19 protein-coding genes and 1 pseudogene are annotated in these 16,738 nt (G+C 71.6%); 7 read left to right on the forward strand and 13 right to left on the reverse strand.

Annotation, left to right across the window (positions count from 1 at the left end):
• Positions 1 to 782: GlxA family transcriptional regulator (locus ADY59_RS12475; RefSeq protein WP_049561731.1), on the forward strand; the 782-nt coding region annotated here is incomplete at its 5' end.
• 300 nt (positions 783 to 1,082) lie between these two features.
• On the opposite strand, the pseudogene ADY59_RS53965 reads toward ADY59_RS12475, so the two are convergent.
• Positions 1,083 to 1,598 (reverse strand): annotated as a pseudogene (locus ADY59_RS53965) (DUF4184 family protein); the annotation flags it as partial.
• Positions 1,599 to 1,757: 159 nt separating this feature from the next.
• Here ADY59_RS53965 and ADY59_RS12485 point away from each other — a divergent pair.
• Together ADY59_RS12485 and ADY59_RS12490 are read left to right on the forward strand one after the other, a co-directional pair.
• The gene (locus tag ADY59_RS12485; RefSeq protein WP_231618683.1) at positions 1,758 to 2,648 is read left to right on the forward strand and encodes a GNAT family N-acetyltransferase; all 891 of its coding nucleotides are present in this window, start codon (positions 1,758 to 1,760) and stop codon (positions 2,646 to 2,648) included.
• Positions 2,649 to 2,717: 69 nt separating this feature from the next.
• On the forward strand, positions 2,718 to 3,128 hold the full coding sequence (locus tag ADY59_RS12490) for an Imm10 family immunity protein (RefSeq protein WP_063780645.1): 411 nt from the start codon (positions 2,718 to 2,720) through the stop codon (positions 3,126 to 3,128).
• Positions 3,129 to 3,172: 44 nt separating this feature from the next.
• On the opposite strand, the gene ADY59_RS12495 is transcribed toward ADY59_RS12490, so the two are convergent.
• Positions 3,173 to 4,030, reverse strand: a complete 858-nt coding sequence (locus ADY59_RS12495; RefSeq protein WP_049561739.1) for an SDR family oxidoreductase — start codon at positions 4,028 to 4,030, stop codon at positions 3,173 to 3,175.
• Positions 4,031 to 4,100: 70 nt separating this feature from the next.
• On the opposite strand from ADY59_RS12495, the gene ADY59_RS12500 reads away from it, so the two are divergent.
• Positions 4,101 to 4,853 (forward strand): TetR/AcrR family transcriptional regulator, encoded by a 753-nt coding sequence (locus ADY59_RS12500; protein WP_063780646.1) that lies wholly within the window; start codon positions 4,101 to 4,103, stop codon positions 4,851 to 4,853.
• 75 nt (positions 4,854 to 4,928) lie between these two features.
• Here the strand turns inward: ADY59_RS12500 and ADY59_RS52495 are convergent, their stop codons facing one another.
• Positions 4,929 to 5,180, reverse strand: coding sequence for a hypothetical protein (locus tag ADY59_RS52495; protein ID WP_049561744.1), 252 nt, complete (start codon positions 5,178 to 5,180; stop codon positions 4,929 to 4,931).
• A 74-nt stretch (positions 5,181 to 5,254) separates the two neighbouring features.
• On the reverse strand, positions 5,255 to 6,094 hold the full coding sequence (locus ADY59_RS12510; RefSeq protein WP_197093579.1) for a helix-turn-helix domain-containing protein: 840 nt from the start codon (positions 6,092 to 6,094) through the stop codon (positions 5,255 to 5,257).
• Between the two features lie 97 nt (positions 6,095 to 6,191).
• Between ADY59_RS12510 and ADY59_RS12515 the strand changes: the two genes are divergently transcribed.
• Positions 6,192 to 7,595 (forward strand): MFS transporter, encoded by a 1,404-nt coding sequence (locus ADY59_RS12515; protein WP_231618684.1) that lies wholly within the window; start codon positions 6,192 to 6,194, stop codon positions 7,593 to 7,595.
• A 326-nt stretch (positions 7,596 to 7,921) separates the two neighbouring features.
• Here ADY59_RS12515 and ADY59_RS12520 read toward each other — a convergent pair whose 3' ends face one another.
• Positions 7,922 to 8,569, reverse strand: coding sequence for an NADPH-dependent F420 reductase (locus tag ADY59_RS12520; RefSeq protein ID WP_049561750.1), 648 nt, complete (start codon positions 8,567 to 8,569; stop codon positions 7,922 to 7,924).
• A 294-nt stretch (positions 8,570 to 8,863) separates the two neighbouring features.
• Positions 8,864 to 9,028 carry a hypothetical protein gene (locus tag ADY59_RS48630; RefSeq protein ID WP_197093591.1) on the reverse strand — a complete coding sequence of 55 codons (165 nt, stop codon included), beginning with the start codon at positions 9,026 to 9,028 and terminating at the stop codon, positions 8,864 to 8,866.
• 108 nt (positions 9,029 to 9,136) lie between these two features.
• On the opposite strand from ADY59_RS48630, the gene ADY59_RS12525 reads away from it, so the two are divergent.
• Positions 9,137 to 9,367, forward strand: a complete 231-nt coding sequence (locus ADY59_RS12525; protein ID WP_049561752.1) for a hypothetical protein — start codon at positions 9,137 to 9,139, stop codon at positions 9,365 to 9,367.
• 33 nt (positions 9,368 to 9,400) lie between these two features.
• Here ADY59_RS12525 and ADY59_RS12530 read toward each other — a convergent pair whose 3' ends face one another.
• The 3 genes from ADY59_RS12530 to ADY59_RS12540 form a co-directional block, all read right to left on the reverse strand.
• On the reverse strand, positions 9,401 to 10,300 hold the full coding sequence (locus ADY59_RS12530; protein WP_231618685.1) for an alpha/beta hydrolase: 900 nt from the start codon (positions 10,298 to 10,300) through the stop codon (positions 9,401 to 9,403).
• Between the two features lie 399 nt (positions 10,301 to 10,699).
• Complete coding sequence (locus tag ADY59_RS12535) at positions 10,700 to 11,692, reverse strand: MerR family transcriptional regulator (protein ID WP_049561753.1); 993 nt, start codon at positions 11,690 to 11,692, stop codon at positions 10,700 to 10,702.
• A 33-nt stretch (positions 11,693 to 11,725) separates the two neighbouring features.
• Entirely contained in the window at positions 11,726 to 12,184 is a 459-nt protein-coding gene (locus tag ADY59_RS12540; RefSeq protein ID WP_049561756.1) for a tautomerase family protein, read from the reverse strand.
• Between the two features lie 79 nt (positions 12,185 to 12,263).
• Between ADY59_RS12540 and ADY59_RS12545 the strand changes: the two genes are divergently transcribed.
• Positions 12,264 to 12,773 carry a winged helix-turn-helix transcriptional regulator gene (locus ADY59_RS12545; protein ID WP_049561757.1) on the forward strand — a complete coding sequence of 170 codons (510 nt, stop codon included), beginning with the start codon at positions 12,264 to 12,266 and terminating at the stop codon, positions 12,771 to 12,773.
• 35 nt (positions 12,774 to 12,808) lie between these two features.
• Here the strand turns inward: ADY59_RS12545 and ADY59_RS12550 are convergent, their stop codons facing one another.
• The 4 genes from ADY59_RS12550 to ADY59_RS12565 all read right to left on the reverse strand — a co-directional run bounded on the left by ADY59_RS12550 (position 12,809) and on the right by ADY59_RS12565 (position 16,613).
• A complete protein-coding gene (locus ADY59_RS12550; RefSeq protein ID WP_049561759.1) occupies positions 12,809 to 13,750 on the reverse strand; it encodes a ThuA domain-containing protein in 942 nt (313 codons plus the stop codon).
• Between the two features lie 164 nt (positions 13,751 to 13,914).
• The gene (locus ADY59_RS12555) at positions 13,915 to 14,670 is read right to left on the reverse strand and encodes a citryl-CoA lyase (RefSeq protein ID WP_049561760.1); all 756 of its coding nucleotides are present in this window, start codon (positions 14,668 to 14,670) and stop codon (positions 13,915 to 13,917) included.
• Complete coding sequence (locus ADY59_RS12560; RefSeq protein WP_049561763.1) at positions 14,667 to 15,824, reverse strand: CaiB/BaiF CoA transferase family protein; 1,158 nt, start codon at positions 15,822 to 15,824, stop codon at positions 14,667 to 14,669. The genes ADY59_RS12555 and ADY59_RS12560 overlap by 4 nt, the downstream gene beginning before the upstream one ends.
• 15 nt (positions 15,825 to 15,839) lie before the next feature.
• Entirely contained in the window at positions 15,840 to 16,613 is a 774-nt protein-coding gene (locus ADY59_RS12565; protein ID WP_049561764.1) for an IclR family transcriptional regulator, read from the reverse strand.
• Positions 16,614 to 16,738: the final 125 nt, after the last annotated feature.

Below are 16,738 nucleotides of genomic sequence, written 5' to 3' on the forward strand. Positions count from 1 at the left end.
TCGCCACCGTCCAAGGACTCACCCCCCACGCCGAAACCCACTGGCCCACCCTCACCCCCGACGACCTGATCATCGTGCCCGGCTGGCGCGGCCCCACCCACCCCGCCGGCCACGAAACACTGCGCCACCTACACCAACACCACACCACAGGCGGCACCGTCGCCGGCGTGTGCGCGGGCGCCGACGCACTGGGCCGCGCCGGACTCCTCGACGGCCGCCGCTGCACCACCCACCACACCGTCCAGGACGAACTCGCACGCCTCCACCCACGAGCGCACGTGATCAAGGACGCGCTCTACATCGAGGACGACCGCATCGTCACCTCCGCGGGCGTCGCCAGCGGAATCGACGTCGCCCTCCACCTCGTGACCACCCGGCACGGACCGTACGCCGCAGGACAAGTGGCCCGCGCCATGCTCGTCCACACCCACCGCGACGGCACCGCCGAGCAGATCAGCCCCCTCCTGCGATGGCGCTCCCACGCGAACGAGACCGTCCACCGCGTCCAGGACCTCATCGAGACCCGCTTCACCGAACGACTACCGCTGAGCCTGCTCGCCGAAGCCGGCGGATGCAGCGAGCGGACCGTGACCCGGCTGTTCAGCCGGGCGACCGGGCTCACCCCCCTCGCCTACCAGACCGCCCTGCGACTGGAACGGGCCGAACACCTCCTCGGCCGCGGTGCCACCACCGAGGCCGCCGCACGCGAGGTGGGCTTCGCCGACCCCCGCATGTTGCGCCGGCTCCGGGCCCGCGCGACAGCTCCGCCTCGGGCCCACTGATCTGTGCGCCACCGGGCGCTCTTGTTCGTGGAGGGCGTACGGGCGAAGCCCGTGCCTTTGAAGAAGGTGTGTTTTTCGCACCGGCCGCCCGCCTTTACAAAGTAGATCATTGTCCAGGGGGTCCCGGCGTCCGGCTCTACCCGACCGAACTCCGTCGGCACCACCCAAGATCGCGCTTCGCACCAGGTCGTAGTCGCTCACCGCGGCACGGTCCGAGGTCGCCCCGGCGGCGGCGCCGACGGCCGAGGCGAGAACGGCTGCGGCAAGCACCACGCCACGCGCCCGGCCCGCCGTCTTCGCCCGCCGCCCGGAGTGGATCGGCGCCCGCCGGTACCACCGCACAAGCCAACCGCCCAGGACCACCAGGCCGCCCGCCGAGCTGACGTACATCAGCACGTTGAACACCCGGTGCGCGCCGACGACCGGCTGACGCAACGCCTGCCAGTGCACCACCGCGAACCCACCGACCTGCGTGAAGGCGTCCCAGACGAGATGGGTGACCATCCCGGCGAGCAACGCGGCCACCACGGCCACCGGCGCCGGCCTCACGCCGTCCGGCAGCCGGGCCCGCAGCCCGGCGGGGGCCAACGCGGCCAGCGGCGCCCGCAGGCCCTGGTGGAACACCACCAGCAGCACCACACCCACCGGCACGCCCAACAGCAGCGCCCCCCACCACGTATGCGTGCTCGCCGACGAGAACGGCAGCGGCAGATAGTACGGCGCGTCGGGCACCACAGCCCCGACGGCCAGCGCCGACGGCGGCAACCACCGCCGCACCGGCAAGATCGCCACGACATGGCTCAGGGCGAAGGGCACCCGCCATTATCGACCCGTACCGCCGGGGACGCCGACCATGACCGATCAGGCCCGCGCTCGTCACCTCAAGGCGGTTACCCGGAGCGGGAGCGAGGATCTTGCCGTGCGGAACGGGCCGGCCGGCGAAAAACCCGATGCCTGACAAGGGTGCGATGGTGTGTGATCGACGGCATGTCGATGGTGCTGGGTGAACCGGGAGCCGACGGGCTGAGCGGAGTCGTGGGCGTGCTGCGCGCATGGCAGTACGAGGGGGCGCCGGCGCAACTGCATCCGGGCGACCTGGGCTGGTTCTGGCGGTTCGGCGCGGAGGCGACGGCCGCGGCAGTCCGTACGTGGAGCCGGGACGGGCAGGTTCTCGCCGTCGGGCTGCTGGACGATCCCATGCTGTTGCGGCTGACGATCGCGCCGGCCGCCCGGCAGGACGAGGAACTGGCGCGGCGGCTGGCGGAGGACATGACCGAGCCGGACCGCGGCGTACTCCCCGGCGGGAAGGCGAGCGTCGACACGCCGATGGGAGTACGGGTCCGGCAACTGCTGGAGCAGCAGGGCTGGAGTGCCGGCGAGCCGTGGACGCCGCTGCGCCGCGACCTCACCGAGCCGGTGCAGGACCCGGGCGTGCGCATCGAGGTGATCGGCCCTGAGCAGGCGCACGTGCGGGCCGCCGTGCAGCGGGCCTCGTTCGACGGGTCGACGTTCACGGACGAGCGCTGGCACGCGATGGCGGCCGCGTTGCCGTACGCCGACGCCCGGTGTCTGGTCGCCTACGACGACCGGGGCGACGCGGTGGCGGCGGTGACGGTGTGGTCGGCCGGTCCGGGTAGACCCGGGCTGCTCGAACCGATGGGCGTGCACCGGGAACATCGCGGTCACGGCTACGGCAGGGCGATCACCGTCGCCGCGGCGGCCGCGCTCCGGGAACTGGGCTCGTCGAGCGCGAACGTCTGCACCCCGAGCTCCAACACCGGCGCCGTCGCCACCTACCGGTCAGCCGGATTCCGGCGACTCCCCGAGATCCGGGACCTCACCCGGACCGGGCCCCCTGTTCCGTGACCGGCGTCACAGCGGCACGATGCGATCGAGCAGCCGGGACTGTCGCCTTGATCCTCTACGCTCCGCGGCATGACTGTTCGATTCACGGCCCGGGTCGCGGGAGTGGCGGAAGACCATGAGCTGGAGTGCTTGTCGGCCGGCGTCGCCGAACGCGACGACGGCGAGGGCATGGAGCTGATCTTCCAGTGCGGCTTGTCCGAGCCCGGCGAGGACGACGCCGAGTCGGAGATGGACAGCTACTGCGTGGTCACCGCCGGCCAGGCGGCCTCGTACGGGGCCGTCACCGAGATCACGCTTCACGGCGGCGTGCTCCGCGTGGTCCTCGCCGCGCACGCCCTGGAGGATCTCGGTCTCGACGATCCCGAGGTCGAAGCGTTCCTCGACGTCGGCGATGAGGCGGTCGACCGGCTGCGGTCCGCTCTGCGACGCATCATGGCCTACGGCAGAGCCGACGCCCGCCCGGTTGTCGTCCGGCTGTGACATCTGCGCAGCAGCGCGCCCGCGCCTGCACTGGGTTGTTTCGCCTAGCGGAAGTCCTCGGCCCGATCCCGCGCCCACTGCGCGAACGTCCGCGGCGACCTGCCCGTCACGGACTGCGCCGTGGGCAGCGGGCCCAAGGCACCCGGGTCGAAGTCCTCGGTGTCCGCCGGATCGGCCGGATTGCCGTCGTAGTCGGTGAACCCCAGCAGGAAGTCCGCGGCCTCGGCGGCGAATCCCCCGATCTTCAGGTAGATCTCGCGCGCCTCCGCCGGGGTGACCTCCTCGAACCCGACTTCTTCCCCGAGTGCGTCGGCGATGGCCTTGACCTGGTCACGCAAGCTGATCAGCTCCGGACCGTTGATGTCGTACGCCTTGCCGTGGTGCCCCTCCCCCAGCAGGGCTGCCAGCGCCACATCGGCGACATCCCGCTCGTGCACGGGAAACCCTCCCGTGTCCGGATTCGCGTCCCGCACCAACCGCTCGGCCCGGATCGACGGTCCCCACAGCGAAAGCTTGTTGGCCGCGAACTCGCCCGGCCGGACGTGTGTCCACTCCAGACCGGATTCCCGCACGGCCTGTTCGACCGGCGGATGGAACGTCGTGTCGAAACCGCCGGTCACCGCGCCTGACGAGAGCACGACGATCCGCTGAACACCGGCCTCCTTGGCACGTTCGACGACCTGCTTCGCCGTCGACGGCTCCGAGAAGAGGAACATCCGGTCCACGCCGTCGAACGGCACGGTCTCCGGCTGGGTGAGATCTCCCTGGACGAACTCGGCGGCGGGCAGATCGGCCCGCCGCAGGTCCCTGGTCAGCGCCCGCACCTGAACTCCGGCCTGCACCAGCCCCGCTGTTACATGCCGTCCCACGTTCCCGGTCGCGCCGGTCACCAGTACTCGCACGTGCGTCCTCCGTTTCCGTACGTTCTACGGATAAACAATAACGTATGATCTACGGAAATAGGGAGGCCTGATGGAACGCACCGGCGGCGGAGATCCTCGGGAGACCTTGCGCCTGCTCTGGCGCTCCCCGCAGGCTCGATCGGGTCGCGGCCGGCCCCCCAAGGTCTCCCTGGACAAGATCGTCGCCGCGGCCATGGCGCTGGCGGACCGGGACGGCCTCGCCGCCATGACCATGGACCGGCTCGCCGCGTCCCTCGGCGTCGGCACGATGACGCTCTACACCCACGTGCCGGGCAAGGCGGAACTGGTCGACCTGATGGTGGATTCCGCCCGGCAGGAATTCGACCTGACTCGATCGGGCTCGTGGCGTGAGCAGATCGAGCACTACGCGCGGCAGAACGTGGCCCTGCACGAACGCCACCCGTGGCTGCGCGTCGTGTCGACCGTCCGGCCACCCCTCGGCCCCGGACTGCTCGCCAGGGACAACTTCCTGCTGGCCGCCCTGTCCATGACCGGGCTGTCCGCCGCCGAGATGTCCGCGGCCAGCGACTCCATCGTCACCTTCGTCGACGGCGCGGCCGCCACCCTCGCCGAACACACGCAGGCCGAGCGGATCAGCGGCCAGTCCGGCGAAGACTGGTGGGCCGCCCGCCAAGTGTTCTGGGAAACCATCTTCGACCCGGCGCGATACCCGGTGATCGACCAGGCCTGGCGGGACGGCGGCTTCGACCGCGACGCGGCCCAGGCCGCGGCGAACGCGTTCGACCTCGGCCTGCGCGCCCTGCTCGACGGCATCGCCGCCATGGCCCGGCGCGATCGGTGATCGGCCAGGTGCTCTTCTACCGGGCGGCCGCGTAGCCCAGCAGCAGGTCCGCCACCTGTTCGGGGCGGCTGAGTGCTACGCAGTGGCTGCCGTCGATCTCGTCGGGATCACGCCCCGGCGGTCGCGCGAGAAGCGATGCTCCAGCGCCTGGACGTTCTTGTGCACCCCACGGCGGCTGAGTTGGTCGGTCAGATAGCCGCACCAGCGCTCGGCCTGGTTGATCCAGGAGGAGCCGGTCGGCGTGAAGTGCTCACGGGTAAGGAGATAAGCCGTCCGGCATAGTCGTTGCTGCCGATGTGTCACGTACTCGGCGAACTCGTCGTCCATCCGTCACCCCCATCTCCTCGCCCCGGGTGAGGACTACCGTTCGGCGGGCACGTCCGGTTGACGGATCGGGGGAATCAGCGGAGAACGGCGGTCAGAAGGGCGCGGACCCGGCCGGGCGTGTGGCCCGCCTCCTCGCGCATCACCCGGGTCAGGTGGGCCTGGTCACTGAAGCCGAGGCCGGCCGCGAGCGCCGCCAGGTCGCGCTCGCCCTGGCCCAGGCGCGCCAGGGCGCGGCTGACCCGCACCCGGTTGCGGTAGCGGCTGAGCGGCATGCCGACGTGGTGCCGGAACGTGTGGCTCAGATGCGAAGGGGACGTCTCCAGCCGGCCGGCCAGCGTGACCAGATCGGCGCCGGCGGGGTCGTCGGTGAGGATCGCCTCCCTGGCGAGGTCGGCCAGTTCCTGCCGGCCCGGCGCGGGCGCGTCGCCCGGCTGCCCGCGCAGGGCCAGCAGCAGGAGATCGAGCACCGCCTCCGCGCCGGCCAGGCCGGGGTCGGCGCTGGTGTGCAGGAGCAGGCGGTGGGCCAGTTCGAGCCGCGCGTCCACGCGGACGGCGGGCGGACGCCCGGACGCGGCCGAGCGGACCGCATCGAGTCGGGCTGCCACGTCGGCGGAGAACGCGTCCCCGCTCCCGGCTGCCAGGGCTTCGCCCGTGAACGTGACGGACGTGCACGCGTCGCCGCCCGCCGGATGGGCGAAGCGCACCTCGTCACCCGGGTGGCTGAGGTAGCCGACGGCCGGCTCCACAAGCACCCGGCTGCCCCGGCAGTCGAGCCGGAACCGGCCCCGACGCGCCAGCACGATCTGCACCGCGGGCGTCGTCTCGGGGGCGGACCAGCGGGCGTGGTCGTCGGCGCACTCGACCGCGCGGATCACGAAGTGCGGGCTCTCGACCACCGTCCTTGCCGTACGCACGCGAACCACCGTACCCCCGCTCGGATCTGCACACTTCGCAAGAGATCCGCATATTTCTTCAATACTGGACGGCCGCGCCGGCTCATGCTGAACACTCATGACCGCCACCCACGCCTCCCTACCGGTGTCGGCCGGCCGGCGGGCCCCCATGCTGGCCGTGCTGCTCACCGGGCAAATCATGGCGTCCATGGATGGTTCGATCGTGTCGGTCGCCGCCGACACCATCGGTGCTGATCTGAACGCCGGCGGCACCGCCATCCAGCTCATCGTCTCGGGCTACCTGCTGACCACTGGCGTGCTCCTGGTCACCTGCGCGCGGATCGGCGACATGCTCGGGCACCGGCGGGCCTTCCTGCTCGGCCTCGGCTGGTTCACCGGAGCGTCGCTGCTGTGCGGGCTGGCCCCCGACGCCACCGTGCTGGTGCTCGCCCGCGTCGCCCAAGGGATGGGCGCCGCGCTGCTCACGCCACAGATCTTCGCCCTCATCCACCTGCACTACGACGGAGCAGCCCGGCGCAGAGCCATCGGCTCCTACAGCATGGTGCTCGCCCTCGGAGTCGCGCTGGGGCAGGTCGTCGGCGGCCTGGTGGTGGGGGCCGATCTCCTGGGCCTGTCGTGGCGGCCGGTGTTCCTCGTCAACATCCCCGTGGGCCTGGTGCTGCTCGTGGTCGGCCCGCGCGTGCTGCCGGACCGGCGCACCCGGGAGCGTGCCCGGCTCGACCTGGCTGGGGTGGCGGTACTGAGCGCCGCCATGACGGCGCTCATCGTCCCGCTCATCTTCGGCCCCGAGCTGGGCTGGCCCGTGTGGGCCTGGATTTCGCCGGCGGCCGGGGCGGGGCTGCTGGCGGGGTTCCTCCGCCACGAGCGCAGGGCCCGCGACCCGCTGCTGGACCTGGCGGCGCTGCGGCCGGCCGGGGTGCGGCCCGGACTGGCGGCCTGCTGGATCGTCATGGGCTGCTATACGGTTTTCCTGCTCACCCTGACGCTGCACCTGCAGTCGGCGCTCGGGTTCACGCCGCTTGCCGCTGGGCTGGCGTTCGTCCCATACGCGCTGGGCTTCGGCACGCTCAGCCTCACCTGGAGCCGCTACCCGGCGGGGTTGCGTGCCGCCCTACCGATCGCCGGGCCGCTCGGCTTCGCGGCAGGGGCGGGGCTGCTGGTGCTCTCGCAGCGCTTCCAATGGCACCCGCTCGCCACGGTCCCCCTGCTGGCGCTGGCGGGGGCAGGGCACGCCGCCGGGTACAGCCCGCTTATCGCGCGGATCACGTCACTGGTGGAGCCGCGGCTGGCCTCGGCGATCTCCGCGCTCAACGCCATGGGGCCGGTGCTGGCGGGAGTGACGGCCGTCGCCGGGCTCGGCAGCGTCTACTTCGCGGCCCCCACCTCGGGCGACGGCCTCCTGCGGGTCACCCTCGCCTTGGCCGTGCTGCTCGCCATGGGCGCCGCCTGCGCCGCCCATGCCGTCCGCGTCACCATGGCCGCCCGCGGTGCCCCGTCCTGACGGGCGAAGGCCTGCCGCGCGGGAAGCGGCGGCCGGCCATGTACGGGGTCAGCGGACGTAGGTCGGGGCGCGGCGAGGCGGGCATGCCGGCCGTCGCCTCGGCTTCTTGGGCATCCTGTTCCCGCCGGGGGAGTTCAGCTCTCCTCACGGTCGGCCTGACGCTCCAGTCGGACCTGGAGCGGACCCCGACGGGATTTCCATGTTCCGCACGCATGAGACACGGCTGGGACAGGGCGTCCTCTGTACGTAGGCCGATCTGCCCCCTCGACCAGCAGCATGGACCCCGAAAGCCAGCGGCTGCTCCGCAGGTCGGCTGAGAGATGCTGTCATGCGGCCGATGATGGGATGCGCGGGATGGCGGAGTTGGGGTCGGTGCCGGCGAAGGCCAGCCCAATGACGAAACCAGCGACCTCCTCCAGCTGGCGAGCGCGATCCAGCGACCCCAGCACGGCCGGGATTCCGCCGACATCACGGACCAGCTCGCCGACAACGTGCAACGCGTCTGGATCGTCACCACACATCGCCACCGTGACAGGGCGTTCGCCACTGACGCGAGGCCTCGTCCACTGGTCGGAGGGGAACAGGTGGAAGGCCTTCACCACGTGTGCTCCCGGAGACAGCCTGGCGATCCGCTGCGCCATCGCCTCATCGGTTCCAGCGAGCACCACGCCTACGCCGTGCTCGACGGCGTTCGTCGGATCGATCAACGCCGTTCCCTCCAGGGAACCGTCAGCCGCGCCCGCGCTGCGCAGTATTTCCTCGGCGCCCTGCCAGGACACCGCGAGCAGCACCGCATCACGATCCACGACCGCCTGGCCCGGCGTGACAGCGCGCGCCCTGCGGCCAAGCCGATCAGCGAGCTCCTGCGCCTTGGCCCAGGAGCGCCCGGCGACGGCCAGCTCATGTCCGGCGCGCACCCAGCCCTCGCCGAGCGCCGCCGCAAGCATTCCCGTGCCCAAAATCCCGATGCGCATCCGCAATCCCCTTTTCCACCTCGCGTCAAGCGATGATCGTCTGGTGGCTACGGTAGAGAAGGCGTTGCGCACCGATCGGTGTGCAACGAACAAGCGATGATGGCCGGCGAGAGGAGCGCATCAGGGAATGGATCGTGACGAGTTCGTGGCGGATCGCCGTGTACGTGCGGGGCCGCACCGCCCGGCGCGAGCTGCGTGACGCAATCGGCGGCGTCAGTGACAAGGTATTGACGCAGGCGTTGCATCGTCTGCTCGAAACGGTTTCGGGTCGGCGTTCCAGCGGTCGTGAGCTGATCAGTCAGGTAGCCGGACCAGCGCTCGACCTGGTTGATCCAGGAGGAGCCGGTCGCAGTCGCAGATCAGGTGGATGTCCAGGTCGGCCGGCACGGCGATGTCGAAGGCGGCGAATGGAGTGGTGATGCCATGACGAACGTTGTCGTGAGTGCGCCGCTCGGGCATGCCCGGCATCGTCGGCAGCACGGGACCGGGGGGGCCATGGCTGCGGTGCCGCGCCATACCGTTGGATCTATGGACAAACGCCTGGCCGTCGAGAGCTGACGGCGCCGCATGGGACTTCTGATCTTCGTCATCAAGACCGCCGAGACCGAGGAGACCGTGACCTACGGGTACGGCGCAGGCCCCGGCGACCTCGTGGGCGTGGTGACCGTGCACAAGGCGACCGGCGTCCCGGTCGGCTGGGACACCCTGCCGGGACAGGCCCGGACCGCCCTGCGGGCCATCTTCAAGGGCAGGTCGAAGACCGGCGACTGGCCCCACCACTACACCTACGCGGCCTGACCGGCCGCGCCCCGCCCGGGGGGGCGGCGGAGGTCAGCGCGGGAGGCGGGCGGCGGGCTCGGGCAGCCGGGTGACCCAGTCCGTGAGGCGGCTGAGGAAGGTGGCGGCCGTGGGCAGGTGCGCGTCCTCGGGGAAGAGCGCGGCCGCGTGGAAGGCGTGCGGCATGCCCTCGTACACGTCGACGTCCACCGGCACCCCCGCCGCGGCGGCGGCCTCGGCGAAACGGCAGGCGTCGTCGAGGACGATCTCGTCACCGCCGATCGGGAGCAGGATGGGAGGCAGCCCGCGGAAGTCTCCGTGGATCGGCGACTGCGGCGCCTGGTCCGGCCGGGCTCCCCCGAGGTACTGAGCGGCGATCGGCCCCAGGATGGACGGGTCGATCGAGTCGCGCCCGTTGCCCGCCGCAGGGCCCGGCTTCGAAGCCAGGTCGGTGATCGGGGAGACCGGGACGGCTCCGGCCGGCATGGGCTCCCCCGCGTGGGCGAGCATCAGGAGCGCCGAGAGGATCAGCGTGCCGCCGGCCGATTCCCCGACGAGCAGGATCTTGTCCGCCGGCACCCCCTGGCCGAGCAGGCTCCGGTAGACGGCCAGCACGTCCTCGGCCGCCGCCGGGTACGGGTGGGCGGGCGCGAGGCGGTAGTCCACTGTCAGGGCCGGGCGACCGGTGGCCTTCGACAGGCGGTAGGCCATGATCCGCTCCATCGGAGGATTGCTGAAGGAGAAGCCGCCGCCATGGACGTAGACGGTCACTCCGGCCTCGGCCGGAGCCCGGCCGGCGGTGACCCAGGTCGCGGGGACGCCGCCGGTGTCCGGCAGGACCGGGTCCAGGCCGGCGTCGCCGTCGAGGACGGGCGGGTCGGAGAAGACCTGCTGCATCTTCGCGCGTACGGCGTCGGATTCTTGCGTGGAAGCGGGAAGGCGGGTGGTGTTCAAGTAGAGAGCTCCTTCGGCCCGGAGGCGTGGCCGGGCACGTGTGAGGAACCGCGCGGGCGCGGTGACGGGTTGACGAGCAGTACGGGAACGCGCGCGCGTCAGCGTCCGGCCCGTGATGGGCAGGGGACGGCGAAGGGCGTCAGCGAGGAAGGCGTTCGAGACCGCCGGAGGCGGCCGGGATGACGCGCGGGCGCGACGGGATCAGGCGCGACCTGTGGTGAACGAGTCCACGGCGATCATCTCCCTGCATACGGTGCCGCCCACCCGCGGCCGTCTTCCTGGCCGGCGTCACGCGACACGCCGAATATTAGAAAGGCACGCGTGATCAGTTGTCAAGTCCGTCCATCGATCCCATCGGCGGAAGCTCGGGAGCTCGCGGGAGCTCGGGGGAACCGGGGTTCAGGCCGAAGCGCGTAGAGCCTCGGCGATCCAGGCGAACAGGGCGGGGCCGTCCTCGTCCGCACCGGCCGGGATCTCGTTGATCCGGGCCACCAGGGACAGGTACCTGCCGTACGTGGCGTCGTACCGGGCCTCCTCCCGGAAATCTTCCCGCCGGAGCTCTTCGACCAGCAGGAAGGCCGTGGCCAGGCGTTCGCGTGATTGCGCCGTGGCCTGCGTGCCGAAGGCCGCGGCGGAGGCGTCCGCCAGGGCGGCGGCCAGTTCCCGCGCTCGCGGGGAGTCCGCCGGGAGCCCGGAGCGATACGCCTCCACGATCTCCTCCCCCGCTTTCGCCCCCTCCTGGTGGATGAAGTCCCATACGGGCGCGGCGGCCAGGCGCCGTCCGGGAAAGGTGCCGTACGTGTCCTGGAGGTAGGAGCAGACCGCGCCCCGGAACTCCTCGCCCCGGAGCAGGTCGGCCAGCTCGATCCAGGCTTCGAGCTGGCCGGCCGTGGGGTCCTCCGGCAGGCGCGGCCGCATCCTCCGCAACCGCTCGACGAAGCCCGGGGGTACGTCGAGGCCCTCGTCCACCTCGTTCCAGAACTCGTCGACGAGCCGCTCGCGCTCCTCGTCGGTCATCGAGACGAGTCCGTGCATCAGGGCGGCCTGCGTGGCGGTGCCGCCTTGCTTGACCAGCGTCCTCAGCACGACGCGTCTGGCCCTGAGGTCGCGCTCCTGACGCTCGACGAGCTCCAGGTGCGCCGCGAGGAGTTCGTGCAGTGACGTCGCGCCGTCGAGCAGCCGCCGGATGTCGTCCAGGCCGGCGCCCAGGTCGCGGAGGGTGCGGATGAGTTCCAGCCGGGCGATCGCGCGTACGTCGTACAGCCGGTAGCCGGCCTCGGTGACACGCGTGGGCGCGATGACGCCGGCGTCGGAGTAGAAGCGGATGGCGCTGACGGTCAGCCCGGTCCGGCGCGCCACGTCCCCGATCGGGTACAGCTCGTTGTCGTCCATGTCGCCACTATGGAATCTCAAGCGGCTTGAGACTCAAGCCCCGCGTGGGACCACGGCGCCCGTGCCGGTCACGAAGGCCGCGATGTCCTCGATGCGGACGATCTCCCCGCGCGCTCCCCAGTTGCCCTCCGGGATCTCGTTGATGTGCACCCACGCGGCGGCGGCCTCGGTGAACCGTCCCGGGTCCTCGTCGGCGTCCGCGAGCACCCGCGTGACGCGCCGTACGATGTCATGGCGTCTGTCGTCGTTCATCGACCCGGCCGGAACTCCCACCCGCACCACGTACTTCGGCTTGTCCCCGGCGGGCAGCGGGCGGCCGCCCACGAACCAGGCGTCGACCTCGTTCACCACGAGCCACGAGATGGACCTGGCCGCCTCGGTGTCGGGGGCGCCCTCGGCGATCATCACTTCCGACACCAGCCGCCCTCCGATCTTCTCCCGGCGCTCCTGGTCGAGCGAGCCCTTGGGAACGAACAACTCCACGAACGGCATCAGTCAGTCCTTTCATTGAACTCTCTCGGGCACAACGTACGACAGTGAGTTCAATGAATCAACCCTCTACACTGGAGCCATGCAACGGACCAGCTTCGCGGAGATGCACTGCTCGATCGGACAGTCCCTGGAACGTGTCGGCGAGTGGTGGACGTTGCTGATCGTGCGGGACATCCACCTCGGCCTGCACCGGTTCGACGACATCGCCGAGAACCTCGGCATCTCCCGCAACCTGCTCACCCGCCGCCTCGAGACGCTGGTCACCGACGGCATCGTGGAGCGCCGGGCGTATCAGGAGCGGCCGCCGAGGCACGAGTACCACCTCACCGAGGCCGGCCGCGACCTCGTGCCGGTGCTGATGGCGCTGATGGCGTGGGGCGACAGATGGGTGACACCGGCGGGCGGCCCGCCCGTCCGCCTGGTGCACCGTGACTGCGGCGCGGAGTTCACGCCGCGGGTCTGCTGCTCGGGCTGCGGACAACCGGTGACGACCGCCGACGTGCGGGCGCTGCCCGGCCCGGGCGCCGCCTCCGGACCGGGGACCAGGGTGCTGGCCCTGCGCAGCGGCCTCGCCGCCGAGGAGTCGTGACCGGGGAGATCACGGCGCCGGCCGGGCTCCCGGCGTCAGCGGCAGAACGGGGTCATGCCGAGCACGGAGGTGACGCCGCCCAGCAGATGCCGGACGAAGTGCTGGTCGCCCTCCATGGGCTCGTCGGTCCAGGCCCTGACGTCGTGGCCGAGGGTGGTGAGCCAGGCCTTGCCGCCGTCGTAGTACTGGCACCAGCTGACCGGGTGGTGGTCGCCGTGGCCGGGGTGGCCGAGATTGCCGCGCACGCCCTGGGCCAGGGTGCTCTCGTCCACTTCCGCCAGCACGCGGACCCGCGTGGGAGCGGGAACCAGGTTGTACCACTCGTCGGAGAAGGCCCAGGCGCGGGGCAGCCCTTGGGTGGAGGCGTCGCGCCGGTTGACGGTGACGACGGTGCCGGGCTGGTTGGCGCTGTGGTCGTAGAAGTTGGCGTTGCCGAGCAGGCCCTCGTACCAGGGCCAGTTGTACTCGGTGCCGAAGGCGTTGTGCACGCCGATGAAGCCGCCACCGGCGCGGACGTACTGGCGCAGCGCGGTCTGCGCGGGGTCGTCCAGGGCGTCGCGGGTGGTGCTGAGGAACATGACCGCGTCGTACGGCAGCAGGCGGCCCGCCGAGGACAGCCGGGTGACGTCCTCGGTGTAGTCGACGGTGAAGCCGTTCTCCCGGCCCAGCTCGACCACCGCCTTGACGGCCACGTTGTCGTCGTTGAGCGGCGGGTTGAGACCGGGGCCGAGCGGCGTGCCGAGGTGCGCGTGGCGCGGGCCGGCGGTGCGGCTGTAGACGAGCAGCTTGTAGCCGTCGGCCGGGTCGAAGTTGCCCCAGTCGTGGTAGCAGCGGGGGTCGGTGCCACGGCAGACCCCGTAGTCGGGATCCCCGAGGTTCCGCGCGGGGGCGGGTGATGCGGCGGAGCTGGGCGCGGTCGCGGTGAGCAGAAGTGCCGCCGCTCCGGTGGCGGCGGCGACGGAGAGTTTGCTGCGCATGGGGAGCACCTCACGTTACGGTCCACCAGGTGGACCGATCGTTCCGCTAGAGGCCCTGAGCGTAGACATGGAGGACACGGGGAGACAAGCCTTGCCTTGGAGACCGGGGCGAGCGAGAATGCGCTGCCGAGCGGAGCGTTCGGACCACCAGGCGGACCGCAGGTTCAGAGCCAGGTGGGCAGCACGGACGGCGGCATCGGCCCCTTGTTCCGCCGTCCCTGCCCCATCTCCTCCCAGGCGTGGGCCAGGATGCCGACGGACCTGCTGAGCACGAACAGCCCGCGCGCCAGCGGGGCGGGGAAGCCGAGCTCGGCGTAGACGACGGCGGACGCCCCGTCGATGTTCATCGGCACCGGCGCGATCAGCCGTTCGACCTCGAGGGCGGCGCGCAGGTGCGCGCCCGGCACCACGCCGTCAGCGACCGCGCCGGCCACGAGGTCGAGCAGCGGGTCGCGGCGCGGATCACGCCGGTGGAAGCGGTGCCCGAAGCCGGGCAGGTACTTGTCGCGGGCGCGCCGGCGGGCCACCACGGCGGCGGCGTCACCGTCGCCCACGACCTCCTCCAGCAGGCCGACGCACTGCTCCCCCGCGCCGCCGTGCACGTCGCCGAGCAGGTTGACCCCCGTGGCGACGGCGTTGTTGAGCCCGACCCCGCAGGTGGCGGCCATCCGCGCGACGGCGATGGACGGCGCGTGCGGGCCGTGATCGACGGAGGAGACCAGCGCCGCCTCCAGCAACGCCGCCCGGCGCGGGTCGGGCCGTTCGCCGCGGAGCATGAGCCAGATCATCTCGGCGAAGCCGATCCGGCCGATGAGGTCCTGGACCGGCCGGCCCCGCAACTCGATGACGTCGGGCTCGATCCTCGACACGGCGGTCGCCCACCAGTCGGCGACCTCGGCGCCGTCCCCGGGGGCGCTCATGACGTCACCCCGTACTCCCCGTCGTGCTCCCCGAGAAGCGGGGCGGGACCGCGCGGGCGCAGGGCGACGCCGTCGACGAGCACGCCGTTGCCGGTGACGGTGACCTGCCGCTCCCCCGCACCGGCCAGCGGCAGCTCCGTCAGGAAGCCGCGATGACGTACCTGGTCGAGTGCGAGCGCCTGCGGGACGGTGAGGACGCGGGCGGCGGGCACGCCCGCGCGGGAGAGCGTCTCCTCCCACTCCTGCGCGGTCTTGGCCCGCAGGGCCTGGTTGAGCTCGCGGTTGAGGGCCTGCCGATGGGTCTTGCGCGCTTCCCGCTCGGCGAACCGGGGGTCGGTGGCCAGGTCGGGGCGTCCGGTGAGCCGGCACAGCGTCTCGAACTGGGCCTGCTGGTTGGCGGCGATGTTCAGCGGCCCGTCGGCGGTCTCGAACGTGCCCGAGGGCGCCGCGGTGGCGTTCTGGTCGCCCATCGGTTCCGGCTCGACGCCGCTGATCAGGTAGTTGGAGACGGTCCAGCCCATGGCGGAGATGGACGCCTCCAGCATGGACAGGTCCAGGAAGCAGCCGCGCCCGGTGCGGTGGCGGCCGGCCAGCGCGGCGGAGATCGACAGCGCGGCCATCAGCCCGCCGACCGTGTCGCAGATCGGGAATCCCACCCGTAGCGGGACGGTGTCGGGGGTGCCGGTGACGCTCATCATGCCGGACAGCCCCTGGACGATCTGGTCGTAGGCGGGCGCGTCACTCATCGGGCCGCTCTGCCCGAACCCCGAGATCGCGCAGTAGACCAGGCGCGGGTTGAGCGTGCGCAGGCGGTCCCAGTCGTAGCCGAGCCTGGTCAGCACCCCGGCCCTGAAGTTCTCCAGCAGGACGTCGGCGCCGGCGACCATCGCCTCGAAGGCCGCCCGCCCGGCCGGGCTCTTGAGGTCGAGCCCGACGGACTTCTTGCCGGCGTTCTGGGCCAGGAAGGAGGCGCCCATCAGCTCCCGGTTGAGCTCGGGGTCGGGGCCGAGACGCCGGGCCAGATCCCCGGCGCCGGGCAGCTCCACCTTGACCACCTCCGCGCCGAACAGCATCAGCTGGTAACTGCAGTACGGCCCGGCCAGGACGTTGGTCAGGTCCACGACCTTGACGCCGTCCAGTGGCAACTGCTGCATTCACGCTCCATAGGGTCAGGTCAGCGGATGGTCGAACCCGCGCTCCGACATGCGTCTGGCCGCATCGCGCAGGTCCGCGGCGAACTCCCGGACGCGTTCCACGGTGAAGCGAACCGTCGGACCGCTCAGCGTCAGCGCCGCCACGGTCGCCCGCGAGCTGCCCGTGACCGGCACGGCGACCGCCGAGAGGCCCGGGTCCCGCTCGCCGTGGCTGACCGCGTAGCCGTCGCGGGCCGCGCGGTCGATCCAGTCCCGCAGCGTCGCCACGTGCGCCTCGCCGTGCGGGGAGGACCGGGCCACCCGCGCGAGCAGCCTCGGCGGGGCGTCCCTGAGCAGGATCTTCGAGGACGCGCCCGCCCAGAGGGGCAGTTCGTCGCCGACCCGCACCACGTGGCGCAGCGGCTGCGGGCTCTCCTGCTGGGCGATGCAGATGCGGTGCACGTCCCGCAGGACGTAGAGGTTGACCGTCTCCCGATGCCGCGCGCCCAGGTCACGCATGAGCTGCACGGTCTCCGGCGGCAGCTCCCACGCCGAGCGGGCCAGGTGCGCCCAGCGCCACAGGCCGGGGCCCGCCGCGTAGCCCTTCGGCGTGGCCCAGAGCAGACCCATCTGCTCCAGGGTCTGCAGCAGGCGCAGCGCCGTGGTCTTGGCCAGGCCCGTCTCGTCGACGACCTCGCGGATCGTCAGCGTGCGGCGATCCTCGGTGAGCAGCGAGAGGATGTCGAACGCCCGCTGGACGCTGCGCACCCCACCGCTCTCGCCGGAGGCTGCCGGAATGTTCGAAGGCACGGGTCCTCACTAGTGATCGGAGATGAGCTCGCGCTCACCCTCTCATGCGGTCCGTACGCTAACACCGAGTCCGCTTGGTGGTCCATATGCTCCACCAAGCGGTTGACGTATCCCTCTTGTCAGAA

It is taken from the genome of Nonomuraea sp. SBT364, from assembly GCF_001083785.1.
In the GTDB taxonomy this organism is placed as follows: Bacteria; Actinomycetota; Actinomycetes; order Streptosporangiales; family Streptosporangiaceae; genus Nonomuraea.

What these genes read in the sequence shown, in the direction of transcription:
- ADY59_RS12490 (WP_063780645.1), top strand. Translation starts at nt 2,718, where the DNA reads ATGACTGTTCGATTCACGGCCCGGGTCGCGGGAGTGGCGGAAGACCAT.
- ADY59_RS12500 (WP_063780646.1), top strand. Translation starts at nt 4,101, where the DNA reads ATGGAACGCACCGGCGGCGGAGATCCTCGGGAGACCTTGCGCCTGCTC.
- ADY59_RS52495 (WP_049561744.1), bottom strand. Translation starts at nt 5,180, where the DNA reads ATGGACGACGAGTTCGCCGAGTACGTGACACATCGGCAGCAACGACTA.
- ADY59_RS12515 (WP_231618684.1), top strand. Translation starts at nt 6,192, where the DNA reads ATGACCGCCACCCACGCCTCCCTACCGGTGTCGGCCGGCCGGCGGGCC.
- ADY59_RS12520 (WP_049561750.1), bottom strand. Translation starts at nt 8,569, where the DNA reads ATGCGCATCGGGATTTTGGGCACGGGAATGCTTGCGGCGGCGCTCGGC.
- ADY59_RS48630 (WP_197093591.1), bottom strand. Translation starts at nt 9,028, where the DNA reads ATGCCCGAGCGGCGCACTCACGACAACGTTCGTCATGGCATCACCACT.
- ADY59_RS12525 (WP_049561752.1), top strand. Translation starts at nt 9,137, where the DNA reads ATGGGACTTCTGATCTTCGTCATCAAGACCGCCGAGACCGAGGAGACC.
- ADY59_RS12535 (WP_049561753.1), bottom strand. Translation starts at nt 11,692, where the DNA reads ATGGACGACAACGAGCTGTACCCGATCGGGGACGTGGCGCGCCGGACC.
- ADY59_RS12540 (WP_049561756.1), bottom strand. Translation starts at nt 12,184, where the DNA reads ATGCCGTTCGTGGAGTTGTTCGTTCCCAAGGGCTCGCTCGACCAGGAG.
- ADY59_RS12545 (WP_049561757.1), top strand. Translation starts at nt 12,264, where the DNA reads ATGCAACGGACCAGCTTCGCGGAGATGCACTGCTCGATCGGACAGTCC.
- ADY59_RS12550 (WP_049561759.1), bottom strand. Translation starts at nt 13,750, where the DNA reads ATGCGCAGCAAACTCTCCGTCGCCGCCGCCACCGGAGCGGCGGCACTT.
- ADY59_RS12555 (WP_049561760.1), bottom strand. Translation starts at nt 14,670, where the DNA reads ATGAGCGCCCCCGGGGACGGCGCCGAGGTCGCCGACTGGTGGGCGACC.
- ADY59_RS12560 (WP_049561763.1), bottom strand. Translation starts at nt 15,824, where the DNA reads ATGCAGCAGTTGCCACTGGACGGCGTCAAGGTCGTGGACCTGACCAAC.